This window comes from Amycolatopsis sp. NPDC058340, from assembly GCF_042723975.1.
In the GTDB taxonomy this organism is placed as follows: domain Bacteria; phylum Actinomycetota; class Actinomycetes; order Mycobacteriales; family Pseudonocardiaceae; genus Amycolatopsis.
The window spans coordinates 56,535-70,464 of sequence record NZ_JBHXIB010000031.1; the positions used below are offsets into that span (position 1 = coordinate 56,535).

Consider the following 13,930-nt stretch of genomic DNA (forward strand, 5'->3'; position numbering starts at 1 on the left):
CATCCGATCTTGGGACACGGTGTTCCTTGTTCGGTGGATACTACCGGCGACGCCAGTGGGTCCACCTCTTCCAGCCGCGCGCGGACTTTGCCCAGCGCCGGCCCTTGTAGAAGTACTTCTTCTTGTACACGACCCTGCCGCGGTTGGTCTTCACATGCCTGGAGATCTTGCCCATGTTGGCGCCGACACGCGCCCGGCCTGGGCTGACTGCGCCGCCCACCGCACCCATGACAGTCGCGCGGATGGCTCCGCCCCATGACCAGTTTGGGGTCCAGGCGTTATTGGCGGCGTAGGTGGCGAAGCCGACCGCTGCGCCGACAATCGCGCCGCACACGATGCTGACACCGCAGGCGATGGCGCCGACGATCCCGGCTCCCCAGGCGACGGTTGTGACGATGGGGCGCCAGTTGTTGCTGACCCAGTTGGCTGCCTTGCTGACCCAGGACCACCATTGCCCGTTGAGGTCCGTTTTGTTGATCGGATCGGCGATGACGTAGTCGTAGTCGTTGGCTGATCCGCCTTCGACGGGGTCGACCGACAGGAACCGTCCGAGTACCGGGCTGTAGGGGCGCGCGCCCATCTGGACCAGGGCGAGCGCGCCGGCGTGTTCGAAGAGTCGCTGGTGCTGTCCGAGCCAGCCGTTGTCCATGTCGCCGGGCTGGTTGTTCGGGACGTTGTCGTTGTCGACCGCACCTGCTGCGTTCAGCGGCTCGCCGTACGGGGTGTAGGCCCGTAGGTCACCGACCTGTTTCCCGGTGTTGTCCGTGGTCAGGACGATGTCGCCGCGGACGTTGGGGATATCCCAGGTCGGCGCTGCGGCGGTGTCAGCAGGCAAGCTGTACAAGACTCCGCCCGGCAGGCTGACCGTGCGGGTGATGACGCGCTTGTCGGGTCCGAGAGTGAGGTCGGACTGGTCTCCCGGTGCTGTGTACGAGTAGAGGATCTGGGCGGTGGTGTCCCCTCGGGTGGCCGATCGCGTGGTGATCCGGTCGGTGGCGTCGCGGACGTAGGACAAGTCCGCGGCGTCAGGTCCGGTGATGCGTGCGGTCAGGTTGCGATCGGTGGAGTCCCAGCCCAGGTAGGTGGTGGAAGCACCGTTGGTGAACTGAGTGGTGTTGCCGTGGGTGTCGTACCCGAATGCGGTAATCGCCGAGGCACCTGTGGTTGCCAGCAGCCGGTCGGCGGCGTCGTAGCAGTATCCGGTTTCAGCGGTTCCGGCCGCTGTCTGGTCGAGCAGACGGACGCGGTTGGTGTTGAGACCGGCGTTGGCCTGCGTTCCGGTCGGACAGTTCGCGCCAGCGGCCGAGGTGAAGTCGTAGGTGTAATGGTGTCCTCGGACGTAGGCCTCCGTCATGCGGCCAACGCTGTCGTATAGGTAGTTCGGGCCGTCCGGGCGAGCGTCGAAGCCGCCGAGTGATTCGTCGATGACCGTCCCGGCGCGGGTGCGCGTCACCTTCGAGACCACCGTCTTGTTGTCACTGGTCTTCCACGTCAGCGCGGTGGCCTGACCTGCGTTGTTCTTCTCGATACCGGTCAGGGCGGCGCCGTTGGCGTAGGTGACGGTCGCGGGTTCGCCCGCCTCGTCGTAGGTCGAGGTCGCCAGGACCGTGTTACCGAGTTTGGTGGTGAGGATTCGGCCGGCGTCGTCGTAGGTGGTGGTGGTCACCTGCGGCTGGTCGGCCGAGTCCGGTGGGGTCACCTTCTCTTCGAGGGCACGGCCGGCAAGGTCGTAGGTCGAGTCGGTGCGTGTCCCGTGTACATCGGTGTAGGAGACCGTGCGGCCGAGCAGGTCTGATCGTGTCGTAACGGTGCCGTGGACGTCGGAGACCGATGTGGTGAGCGGGTCGCCACCGACGGCGTAGTTGGTTGTGACCGTTCGCTCGCCTTCCGCGGCGTTGGCTGGGATCTTTTCGGTGATCGGGCGGTCGCGACTGTCGTAGGTCGTGCAGATCCAGTCGCCCGAGGTGGCTTTCGCCACCACTCGGCCGGACGCGTCGTAGACCTGTTCTTCTGTCCGGGCCGCGCCGGTCGCCGGGTTGGGGCCGGTGGTGGACTTCACCAGCCCGCCCTGGTTCACCGCGGCGCTGCCGCCGACGCAGGGATTTGCGCGGGTTTCGGTGTCGCCGTAGTAGGTGGTGGTGCTGACGGCGTTGGTGGGCGTGGTTTTCGTGGTGGAGCGCAGATATCCGGTGCCAGGTGCCTCATAGGCCGTGCTGCTCTTCAGCTGGGTGGCGCCGGTACCGGTGGTGCTGCTGGTGGGGAGTCCGTAGGCGGCGTCGAGGCCGTTCTCGTTGTGCCGGGTGGTGGTGACCTTGTCCGGCACACCGTCAGATTCCGAGGTGGTCGTGGAGGTGGCGAGCCCGTACCGGGGGCGCAACTGTGTACCGGGCACGGCCTGCTGTGTGCCGGACGGCGTGGTCCAGTGCAGCTCGAGCTGCGCGGTCAGATCGAACTCGTAGTAGTCGATTCGGATCCGCTTGACCTGGCCGGCGCCGCCGCTTTGAACGACGCCTTGCCGCCATGCCGGGGTGGTGTTGCGCCAGTCATCGATCACAAGCTGGTCGTCGACCCATACCCGGACTCCGTCATCGGCGAGGACGCGCAGCGTGTAGTTCCCCGCGGCCGGGAACACGATCTCCCCGGTGGCTCGGAGAGAGAAGTGATCCGCAGGAATTGCGGCCGTGGGAACGTCGCTGTTCCAGTTCTTGACGAACGACCCGTCCGCGACTCCGAGGCCAGTGGTGTAGGCCTTGGGCGCACCGGTGAGTTTGTCGTTGTCGTACCAGGCGACAGCGAGACCAGAGAGGTTCTCGTCGTATCCGGTGCGGCTGTGCGGGACAGTGTTCGCACACGCCGCGGTCGGGACCTGACCGGTGAAGCACGATGCCGGCGCGGGACCGTAGGTGTCTACCGGACGGTCGGCGTGGTCGTGCACGGTGGTCGTCACACGCTGATCGGCGTCGGTCTTGGTCAGCTGGAGGTCCTTCTGATTCCAGGTCTGACTGGTGACCTTCCCTGTCGCGTCAGTCGTCGACAGAAGACGGTCAGCGTCGTCATAGGTGACCTTGGAGAAGAACCCGCTCGCCGGGCTGAGACCCGCGACCGTGACCTTGGTGGTCCTGGCGGCCGGGTCGTAGACGAATCCCCGCTGCGGACGAGGTTGGCCGGGGAACGGGGCCGGAGCGAGAACGCTCGTGGCCTTGGGTTTACCCGACGTGGTGTCGTAGGTGATCTCGGACCGGACGTCGGTGGCTCCGGCGCGACCCGACGGGTCGGCCGCGATCCAGTCGTTGACCAGCGGTGACCGCAGGGAGGTCAGCAGACCGGCCGCGTTGTATCCGTAATCGGTGACCTCCGAACCCGGATCCTCGATCCGGGACAACCGGCCGCCGGTGTACCAGAGACGGGTTTCGGTGCCGTCCCAGTAGCTGATCCTGCACAGCATCTGCGCCGGTGCGGCAGCATCGGCGCCGGCGGGCGGGATGACGCCGCCGTAGCAGTCATCGCCAGTGCGGTTGTAGTGCAAGATCTGCGACCGCTGCGACACCGGGTCCTTGATCTCCCGCAGCCGCGACGGGGCCCCGTCATAGATGTACTGCAGCGTGGCGGGCTTGCGGCCATCACTGACGCTGGTCTGGCTTTCCAGCTTGCCGTCCGCGCGGAAGACGAAGACATCTCCGCCGTCGTTCAGCGTGATCTTTCCAGCGGTGTCGAGAGCGAGGGTGCCGTCCTCGTTCGCGGGGGCCGTATAGCCGCCGGTGCTCTTCTTCGTCCAGGTGTGCTTGGCACCGCTGGCGTCGGTGAGCACGATGGTCTGGTCGGCGACCTTGGCTTCGGTGTAGCTCGAACCGTCACCGTCGAGGTCAGCAGACAAGTTCCAGCCCTGCGGGAGGGTGGGCAGGTCGTTGGTGTAGAGCCAGTCCGCCGGGACGATCTGCGGAGCGACAGTGGTGTTGTCCGTCGTGCGCACGAACAGTCGCATCTTCGCCGCGCCGGTGGCCTCGGCGTTCTCTACCTTGATCGGCACACGCTGTCCCGCGGCCAGCGTGACGTTCGTGGACTGAGTCCAGTTCACATCGCTGGGAACGCCGACGTCATAGACCTTCGCACCGTTGATCCACACCACGGCACCGTCGTCGTGCACACCGGCGAACTGGTAAGTCCCCGCCACCGGCGCCTGGAAGAAGCCTTCCCAGCGGGTGACGAACCAGTCGGCGGCCAGAGCCGGCGAGAACGGAGAGTCAACGCCCCAGTCGACGTTCACCTGCGGTTCGGTGCGCACCAGCGCCGGCTGCTGCGCATCGCTGATGAGTCCGTTGTGGGACAAGTCGGCGAAATAGGACGCCTTGAGACCCTTGTTCTCGTTCTGCTGCGAGTTGTAGGTCATCGTCACCCCGGCCGTACCGGCCACCGTGGTGAACGTCGGTGACGCCTGCGACGTCGTGACGTTGCCGTTGGCCAAGTTGACGCTGACGGGGCCGGCACTGTCCACAGGAGACGGCCCGTGGTCACCGATCCGCTGGTCAACCTTGAAGTGACCGACCCAATTCGGGGTTGTGGTGGTGGATCCGCTGTAGGTCAAGGCCTGCCAGGTGTAGGCGACACCGTCCTGGAGGATCCCGGAGGGAACGGTCCAGGTGTGGGTGGCAAGGCAGCCGGACTCGACCACGACGCCGGACTTGGCGTCCGCGCCCGTGGCGACACGGAAGCAGTACTTGACCGGCTCACCGTCGGGGTCGGTGACCGGGTTGACCGACAGGGTCGGGGTCAGCGAGGTGGACACGGTTCCGTCAGCGGGCCCGGCCAGAACCGAGGCGGGCGGTGCGGAGCCGGTGTCGACCGTGAGGGTCGCGTTGAGGTTCTTGTAGGTCCAGGTGCCGGCGTTCTCCGCGCCGGTCATCATGAAGAACACGCTGCCGTCGCGAGCGTTGACCCGATCGCGCAGGAACCCAGTCAGCCCTTCGCCAGCGAAGCTACCGACGTCGCCGACGAGCGCGCTGGTCATGTAGCCACCGACACCGTTGTAATTGAACGCGGACGCGTGGTGCAGGTTGGCGTTCCAGGTCTTCAGCGAACCGACCACGCTGGTGTTACGAGTCAAGTCCATGCGAGCACCAACAACGGTCTTGCCGAACAGCGGCGTGTAATCCACGTTGAAGACGCTGCGGTTGTAGGTATCGCCCTTGGCCTGGCTGTTGCCGATCCGAAGACCGCACGCATCACAGTTCGTGCCGTCCGAGCGGTACGAGTGGGATTCCTTGACCCCATAAGTGAAAGTCGGGTCCACATACACCGGGTAGACGCGTTTCGGATCACTGAGCCAGGCCGCATCGACGGCGACGGTCAGCCACCAGTCGGCGCCGACCTGCTCCAGGGAGTAGGTGCCGCCGGTCATGCCGGGGGCGGTTTCGCCATTCCCTGCCGAGTCCCACGTCTCGATCGGCGGCATCACGATCTTCACCGCACCGGCCTCGTCGGCAAGCGTGACCGCGCCGTTCTTCTCCACCTTGGGCGTCAGACCGCCGGTGTTGAGCTTGAACTTCCACGACGAGCGCCCATCGGCGGGCGGACGCTTGAGCTTAATGGTCTCCTTGACCGCGCCCGGGGTGACCTCGTACTCCAGGTCCGTACCCGCGGCGACCTCAGGATAGGTGACCGAATCACCCTTCACCGCGGCCGTCGATCCGGCGGCATTGTCGAACGCGAGGCTGGCGGTGCGCCCACCGGCTTCGACCTGCAGGACGGCACTGTCATTAGCCTTTGTCGCCAACGACGGACTCAAGGGATGCTGGTCCGCATCGGCTCGCTTGGTCGCGGGATCGGTGGCCAACGTGGTTTCGATCGGCTGCCAGTTCCCGGCGGCGTCCTGCACGTTCAGCGGCTGGTTCGACTGCCGCACCGACCGGGTGCCGTCAGGGTTCTCGTACTCGGTGACGAACGTCGACCGGGACACGGCTTTCGAGCGCTGCGGGTCGAAATGGCTGCCTGCTCCATTGTCCAGGCGTGCCTGCCCTCCGAAATCCGCAGTCGCCGGCGGCTGTGGTGCTTCTGGGGCCGCGGCAGGTGAGCCCAGGACGGGAACATCACGCGGGTCGATGGGAGCGGGAGCCGCAGCAGCCTGGGGTGGCGCCGACACCGCTTCGGTACTGCCGATTACCAGCACCGCGATCAGCACGAAGACGATGACTCTGATCCACCGGGTTCTTTCGACGGCGCGACGCAGCAGAAACACAGGCAGTCCCTCCCTATGCGGCGGGCAAGCCGCAGCACCCGTCCGGCCGCGTCGTAGTGAGGAGTCGGGGAATTCCACGCACCACGTCGTAAACCGGTTGGCTGGTAACCCCCAGCCGAACCGTGCATCGCTGCGACCACACACAGTCGTTACACCACTCCATGAGGTGAAACTCACAATTGCCAACCAGGCGCTTGATCCGGTAAAAGCACAGGTCAAAGCGCTGCCAGTGTCGACCACAGGCACGCTACGCTCGCTCGAACAACCGCCGTTCGGCGGACGAGCCCAGACTCGTTTCGGCAGGAGATCGTTGAACCAGCACTCCCCCACCGCACCCCTTTCCGAGGCGCAAGCTGTGCTGGCGAAGCCCACACCCCGGCTGCCGCCACGCACCTGGAGCCGGCTCGGCCTCGTCGTGCTGTGGCTGTTCACGATCGTGCCGTTCGGTCTGGCCATGCTGACCGCGTTGAGAGCGCCGCGGATGCACGTGCTACTTGACTACTGGCACGTTCTGGCGAAGATCACCGACGACGATGGCGGTCTGCTGGTGAGCCAAGTGTTCACTTACCACCTCGAACAACCGTTTGTGTTGCCATCGTTGCTGTTTTGGGCGGATGCGGCGTGGTTCGGCGGCGATAACCGGATCCTCACCGTTCTGACCGTCTTGCTCATGGCTGGCATCGTCCTGTTTCTGCGGTCAATGCTGCCATCCACCTTTTCCCCCGCCACCAAAGCGGTTTTGACGGGCGGATTCTCGTGGCTCCTGCTCAGCTCGCATGCCGCGGAGTTGTGGCTTCAGAGCACGAACGGCATCAGCTGGGTACCGGCAGTATTCTTCTGCACGCTCGCCATCGCCTGTGCGCACCGCGGGCACCTCTGGGCAGCCATCGTCGGCGCCGCATTCGGCTGCCTCAGTTTCGGCGCCGCATTACCGATCTGGCTTGTTCTCGCCCTGATTTTCTGGCTACGCAAGGAATCCCGGATACTCGTCTTCACCCCAGCCGCGATTGGGATCGTCGTCGCCGGAGTCTGGCTTCTCACTAAACCCTCTGGCCAGCAATCCTCGGCCAGCAAGGCGTTCGACCCTGACGGCAGGCTTTCCGTGGTGGCCGCCGCGGTCGGTGGTCTGTGGTCTGCCAACCTCGCCATCGTCGCCGTGATCGCAGGCGCCGCAACTCTCGCGGCGCTCTCTTTACTCGTCGGCACAACGCTGACCAACCGGATCGGCGATGCCCAGCCATCAACAGTGCCTGCGGGCTGGATCGGCATCGCGACCTACGCCATCGCACTCGCAGGCATGCTTGCCCTAGGCCGGACCACCGACCAAGTACCCGGCGGCAACGTCGGCCTCATCAGCCGCTACGCCATCATCGCCGCCCTCGCCACAAGTGCGTTGCTCACCTTAGCCGCGATGCATCGTCCACAATGGCCGCTTCGCTACGTCGCCACCATCGTCATTACCGTCAGCCTTGTTACCCATGCCATCGGCGGAGCCAAAGCCGACGAAGTCAGGCGCAGCTACGCACCGTTGAATCTCGCCGCCATCGCTCTACGCGTCGACGCCCCGTCGGTACTCGGCTCGCTCAACATCCAGCGCGGTGCTTCCTCAGCGGCCCGCGCACTCGGTGCTTATCCGTTCAACGACTCCTTCACCCTCGGCTGCCACGGCCCCGAACTCGGCGACCAGCTCAACAGCGCCACCGTCACCGACCTGCCCAGCAAACAGACAGCGAATGGCACCTTCGGCGCGATCAGCACCCCGAGCCCGACCGGTGACACTCTCGTCACTGGCTGGGCCACCATCAATGGAACGCCACCTGACTGCATCCTCATCTCCGACACCACAGGCACCATCATTGGCGGCGGCATTACAGGTCTCCCGGCGAGCGTCACGCCAGGCTCGGCCGCCCCTGACGGAGGCGCCTGGCAAGCAGTCGCGCCGCCTGACACGACGATCACCACAGTTCTTGCTGTGCAAGGCGGCAAGCTCTATAGGCTCCAGCCCGCGCGCTGAAAGAGGTAGCGGCGTGGCGCTCCCCGCAACCTTCGGGCCCTCCTCGGATCAGATGATCAGCAGCAGCGCCCGCCGGGCCTGGTGGATATTGCCAAGCGATCAGCCACTCAACCAGCGTCACCACACTTGAGCCGGCACGTAGATGCGGAACCACAAACGCCGCAACTTCCGCTGACAGACAGCAAATCGCCACCGAAGCAACGCACGTCCATCACTGCTTCCGCGGTCGACCACCACCGGCACCCTGACCTGGCCGCGCTCGTTCCCACGACCGGATCTCCACTTCAAGCGCAGGCGACCAGCCCGGTGTACGACCGATGACAACGTCCGGCTCCGGAGATGGGTGATCAGCGGCGTAGCGACGCCGCCACAGGGCGACCGTCCGACGAGGTACGTACAGCAACCACGCGTCGTCTCAGCCCTCTGAGCTGCGACTTTCCGCCACCCTGAGGATCAACCGGCTCCGCCGAGACCGCGGTGGAGCCGCGTCATGAACAGCGTCCGCCGGGACCTCGCCCTCTGGATTCAGTGCGGTTGTACCGCCTTGGTCGCCCTTGGCGCGGCCTACGCCTCCTACATCCGCGGCCGCCAGTTCGCCCTTCGATCCGGCGCCGACACGATGACCGCCTCGATCTTGCCGCTCATCGTCGACGGCCTCCTCACGACCGCAACGGTCGAACTCTGGAAGCCTGGTCGCGACGGCTCCAGTCGGTGGCCGGCCTGGGCAGCGTTCGTCTTCGGCATCGCGCTGTCCCTCTGTGCGAACATCGCCTCGGCTCCGGTGACGAGCGCCTTCGGCGTCGCCGTCGCCGCATGCCCACCGCTTGCCCTGCTGCTGGCCGTCGAACTCCTCAACCGAGCACTCAAACGCCACCGCACCGAACCGCCAACGCCCTCACCCTCCGACCGCATTCACAAGGAATCCGAACCCCGCACCCCAACTCCAGTCACTCTTCGGCCTACTACGCCAAACCCGACAGACCAGCCGGTCAAGCCCACCGCCGAACAATTGATGTGAACCCACTACCAGCGTGAGCACACCCAAGGCCGAACACCCACCGGCGCCGAACTCGACCGCATCGCCGGAACCCATAACTACGGCCGCCGCATCCTCCGAAAATGACGCAAAGAAGGCACACTCCCGCATACCACCCCAGCCAACTCCGAACCGCACCCGCCATACGAAACACCGTCGGCGCCCCAAACGACGACACCAACGAACCCACGTTCACAAGCGGACACCCTGGAGCGAGAACTCACCGGATCGATGCTCTGAGATTCGAGCCAACGTCGTGATCAGCTGAGGACATTACGACAACCAAACTGAACAAAACCAGCAGTATGATCTTCAAAGGACCAGGTCAGTAAGTGTCGTCCCCGCGCGAGCGGGGTTGGTCCGCGGACAGCGTTGATCCGCGCCCCATTGGGCGCGTCGTCCCCGCGCGAGCGGGGTTGGTCCCCGTCGGCCAGGCTCACGTCTCGCCACGCAGGGGTCGTCCCCGCGCGAGCGGGGCTGGTCCGGCGTCCAGTTGTCGATCAACGTCGGTGTGCCGGTTCTCCCCGCGCGAGCGGGGCTGGTCCCGTGAGCCCGTCGAGGTACCAGGACTGTCCGACGTTCTCCCCGCGCGAGCGGGCTGGTCCTGCCGTAGTTCGGCGGCTGGTTCGAGCCAAGCAGTTCTCCCCGCGCGAGCAGGGCTGGTCCGCGTTCAAACGGCCTCCTCGTGGACGTCCGCACGTTCTCCCCGCGCGAGCGGGGCTGGTCCGGGCGAGAACTCCTTCCGTGTCGAGCTGTCCGGGTTCTCCCCGCGCGAGCGGGGCTGGTCCCGGCGGCCCGTCGTCCGGGCGCAGCATCAGCTGGTTCTCCCCGCGCGAGCGGGGCTGGTTCCCTGCACGAGTCCTATTTGGACGCTCTCAAGGTCGTTCTCCCCGCGCGAGCGGGGCTGGTCCCCGGGCGTAGGCTCGTCGATCCTCTTCGCGGTCGTTCTCCCCGCGCGAGCGGGGCTGGTCCCACGTTGACCTGGCTGTCGAGAGTCTTCATGTAGTTCTCCCCGCCCGAGCGGGGCTGGTCCCTCGGATCAAAGGCTTGAAGCGGATCTGACTCCACCATCAGCACAACACGCGTGACGATGTGGCCATGACACGGCGGTGTTCGGCTCCAGCGGTCGCCGCAATGGTGTCGAACAGCTCGACAACGTCCTTGGAACGGCGATACTGAGGCATCCCCGGAGCAGCCTCGGCCTACGCGCCTGACTCCGTCACGAAACAACCAGGCCTGCTCGTGCGACTTCAGAACATGGCTTCCGAATGGATCACCGGTGCGTTCGGCATGAGCGGAGTCGCCCTTTGATTTCGGCAAGTCGAATCGGCCCCGGTTCGGCACTCTGATCTGGCCTCGGAAGCTGGGTTGCAGGATCGGTCGGCATCTTGTTGGGCCCACCTCCTGTTGTCGAGGCGGGGTCGGCCCTCTGATTTGGCCCTACCTCGTTCGCGCGTTTCTGCTGGTCGACCTGCATGCTCCAGTGATGGACTGGCTACTGATCGTCGGCGTCGAGCCGGCTCAGTGCTGTGCTGAGGAATGCGTCCCGCCGTTGTCCGAGAAGGTCCGCGTCGAGGTCTGATCTGCCCTGGTCGTGGAGCGCCGGAACGCAGAAGGCCATGTCGGCCAGGGTGCCTAACGCCGCGACGACGTCCCAGTAGGCGACCCGCTCGGCTCGTCGGCCGGCTGCGCGCTGCCACCCCTCCAGGACCTGCTCGGCGGCGGGTAGCCCGAACATCAGAGCAGCGTCGAAGCGTGCACCGCTAAGGTCGATTCCCGGCGATCCAGCGCCGGCACAGTCCCAATCGACCAGACCGGTGCAGCGGTCACCGGACCAGAGCGTGTTCCCGAACCACAGGTCACCATGCACGAAGACTGTCGGGCCGCCGGGCGCGGGCAGCTGTTCCAGGCGTTCTTCCGCAGCCGTCAGCAGCGCGGTGGTGCCCTTTTCCCGGCGCTGGGCGGCGAAGTCGACGTCCGCGATCGAGCGGGTCCGCAGCGGCAGAGCAGCCCGGGGCGCCAACGGAACTGCCTGCAGAGCGGCGGCTGTGGCTCCCAGGCCCTGGAGCCGCTCGGCGGAGGCGACCGACGGGATCCGGCTGTGCCCGGGCAGGACGGTGGTCAGCACTGCCAGGGCGCCTGCTGCGGAACCATCGAGATCGGAGGCGATCAGCCTGGCTGCGGGCAGCTGGTGATCCCCGGCGACGTGCAGTGCCGCGACCTCGGTGGCGAACCGCTGGCAATGGTCGAGATCAGTGGGGTCCCCGAGTCGCAGCACGGCCGCCTCGACGCGGCCACCCGGTTCGAACGTCAACAACCACGGATTGGCTCCCTGCAGTAGGCCGGTGGCTGTGGCCACTTGGGCGCCGCCTCCCACCTCGTCGCTCACCCAGCGCTGGACCTTCTCGGACAGCCCGTGCACCGTGATCACACCCCCGTGTCGCACCTGAAATCGAGCGACCACGATGACACGGGCGCCGCCGACGAGCTCGTATGCCGGGCCGTGGGCATGGCATACGGCTGGTCGAAGATCAGGCAGATGTTGTCAGCTGGCGCGGTTGGTGCGGCGGCGTCTAGTGGTGCGCAGCCGGAACGACTCGATGCCCGTTTCGATGATCGAGGCATCGAAGGTCAAGCGATCCACGATCGCGGCGCAGAGCCGCGGGTCGGTGAAGGTGCTGACGTTGCGCCACCAGGGACAGATGCCGGGTGTGCTGGTGGTGTCGTCGCCTTTGAGCTGGTATCAGCGTTTCTGGATGTTGGGTGTAGCCGGGATCTTGACGGCTTCGGTGCGGGCTTGGTGTTCGGAGTAGCCGAGGGTGACGAGTTCGTCGATTTGCAGCTGGCGGCGTTGGAGGGCGTCGAATTTCTGGGCGAGGGCGTGATTGTAGGCCCAGCGGGCGGTGCCGACGTGCTGGGTGAAGGCGCCGAACTGGGGGTGGTGGGGTCGAGCGCGAACCGGTACGCGCGGAGCCGGCGGGCGGGCTCCGTCGCGGTTGCGGGTTCGTTGCTCATGTCCGGGACATACAGCGGCGCACCGACAGTTCTGGTCCGGTTGCTCGGCGCGTCGCGCGAGCGGCCTGGGCGTCGTTCTCAGTCTGACGGGTTGTGGTCTGGGGAGTCGTTGGTGGCGAATTTTGTTGCTTCGTAGGGTTTCCCGACCAGTGTCGCCCTGGCGAAAACGGGGGTTTGGCCGGTGGTTGCGCCGATGAAGATGGGTGGGGTGGCGAATGTGGCGGCGGTGAAGGCGATGTAGCCGGCGAAGTTTGCCCGGGCGAAGGCGGCGTCGCCGGAGAAGGTCGCTTCGGTAAATGTGGCGCGGTTGGAGAAGGTGGCGTCGTGGAATGCGGCGTGGCTGGCGAAGGTTGTGTGAGCGAATATGGCGTCTTCGAGGAAGGTCGCGCGAAGGAAGTCGGCTCGGGATTGGAAATTTGCGCTGGAGAATGTAGCTTCTTTGGCGAAGGTGCTGTCGTCGAATGTCGCTTTCTCGGTGAAAAAGTCTCCGTTGAACAGGGCCTGGCCTGAGAATTTTGTTCCCTCGAACTGAGTAGGTTTAGCGAAGGTCACTCCGACGAAGTTGGCAAGGTCATTGAAGGTAGCGTTGTTGAAGGTGACCGGAAGTTTGAACGAGGCTAGGTGGAACCATGCCTTTTTGGTGAAGACGATTTTGTTGAAGTTGGCGTGACCGTTGAAGGTGGCTGCCACGAAGTCGCTGTTGGCAGCTAAAGTCGCACATGAGAAGTCGATGTTGCTGGTGAAGTTTGCTCCGGTGAAGTAGCAGTCGGCGGCAAAAGTCGTATGGGCGAACGCGGCACGGCCGTTGAAAGTGGTTTCGTGAAAGTTGCCGATTCCGATATGCGCGTCGTTCAGTACGAAGTCGATGAGTTGGGCACCGGCGAGGTTGAGGTCGAGTGGTCCCCAGTAGGCGATGTCGCGGTCAGGTTTGAGGTGATCGCTGAGGATGCCTTGAGCGGTAAGCCGTACTTCGCGCTCTTGGATCTGTGTTCGGTGCTGCTCGAGTTGCTGGGCGTCAGTCTCGTCGAGTGGCGGCATGGGGAACTGGTAGGGCATGCGGAGGTAGGCACAGAGGACGTTGACGATGGTCTGGCGCTGGCCCTCGTTATCTTGGGCGAGGCGCTCGAGGGCGTAGAGGCCGCCGAGCCGGACCGGGGCCTTGTCGGAACCGAGCTGTTCGACGGCCTTGGTGTACAGCTCGGTAATCCGACGGGCCGCGGCGTCGGCGCGGGCGTCATCGGCGACGCGCTCCTGGTGGGCTTGGGTGCTGGCGGCGACGTCTTGCTGGTGAGCAAGGGCACGTTCGCGGTTATCGAGATCGGCCTCGGTGGAATGCTGCCGACGCCAGGCGAGGTAGAGGGCGACGACACCGCCACTGCCGACGCCGATGCTCAACCCGATCTTCAACGCATCGAGACGGGCTTTGACCAGGTCCGCGCCGGTGAGCCCGGCGGTGGCCGGCCACCACAACGCCACCACCGCCGCCGCAGTCAGCACCGCGATCACCAGCGCGGTGGTCCACATCGCCGTCCGGGTCAGCTCCGGCAGCCGTCGCACCGACGAGGTCGTCGGGCTCGGTGGCGGGTTGGTGACGGCCGGGGGCCGCGGGTCGTCGGTCATGCCCATCATCGTC

General features: G+C 65.5%; 6 protein-coding genes and 1 pseudogene. 2 read left to right on the forward strand and 5 right to left on the reverse strand.

What is annotated here, in order from left to right; genetic code table 11:
- Positions 1-40: 40 nt before the first annotated feature.
- Positions 41-6,232: a PA14 domain-containing protein gene (locus ACFWIW_RS28155; protein WP_378371256.1), complete on the reverse strand. Its 6,192-nt coding sequence runs from the start codon at positions 6,230-6,232 to the stop codon at positions 41-43.
- A 166-nt stretch (positions 6,233-6,398) separates the two neighbouring features.
- On the opposite strand from ACFWIW_RS28155, the gene ACFWIW_RS28160 reads away from it, so the two are divergent.
- Both ACFWIW_RS28160 and ACFWIW_RS28165 read left to right on the forward strand, forming a co-directional pair.
- Positions 6,399-8,246, forward strand: a complete 1,848-nt coding sequence (locus tag ACFWIW_RS28160; protein WP_378371257.1) for a DUF2079 domain-containing protein — start codon at positions 6,399-6,401, stop codon at positions 8,244-8,246.
- A 490-nt stretch (positions 8,247-8,736) separates the two neighbouring features.
- Positions 8,737-9,369 (forward strand): annotated as a pseudogene (locus ACFWIW_RS28165) (DUF2637 domain-containing protein).
- Between the two features lie 1,408 nt (positions 9,370-10,777).
- On the opposite strand, the gene ACFWIW_RS28170 reads toward ACFWIW_RS28165, so the two are convergent.
- The 4 genes from ACFWIW_RS28170 to ACFWIW_RS28185 all read right to left on the reverse strand — a co-directional run bounded on the left by ACFWIW_RS28170 (position 10,778) and on the right by ACFWIW_RS28185 (position 13,917).
- A complete protein-coding gene (locus ACFWIW_RS28170) occupies positions 10,778-11,713 on the reverse strand; it encodes a phosphotransferase family protein (RefSeq protein ID WP_378371258.1) in 936 nt (311 codons plus the stop codon).
- A gap of 114 nt (positions 11,714-11,827) precedes the next feature.
- Positions 11,828-11,926: a hypothetical protein gene (locus tag ACFWIW_RS28175; RefSeq protein ID WP_378371259.1), complete on the reverse strand. Its 99-nt coding sequence runs from the start codon at positions 11,924-11,926 to the stop codon at positions 11,828-11,830.
- A 99-nt stretch (positions 11,927-12,025) separates the two neighbouring features.
- Positions 12,026-12,418: a helix-turn-helix domain-containing protein gene (locus tag ACFWIW_RS28180; RefSeq protein ID WP_378371277.1), complete on the reverse strand. Its 393-nt coding sequence runs from the start codon at positions 12,416-12,418 to the stop codon at positions 12,026-12,028.
- Entirely contained in the window at positions 12,376-13,917 is a 1,542-nt protein-coding gene (locus ACFWIW_RS28185; RefSeq protein ID WP_378371260.1) for a pentapeptide repeat-containing protein, read from the reverse strand. Before ACFWIW_RS28185 ends, ACFWIW_RS28180 begins: the two co-directional genes overlap by 43 nt.
- Positions 13,918-13,930 lie beyond the last annotated feature (13 nt).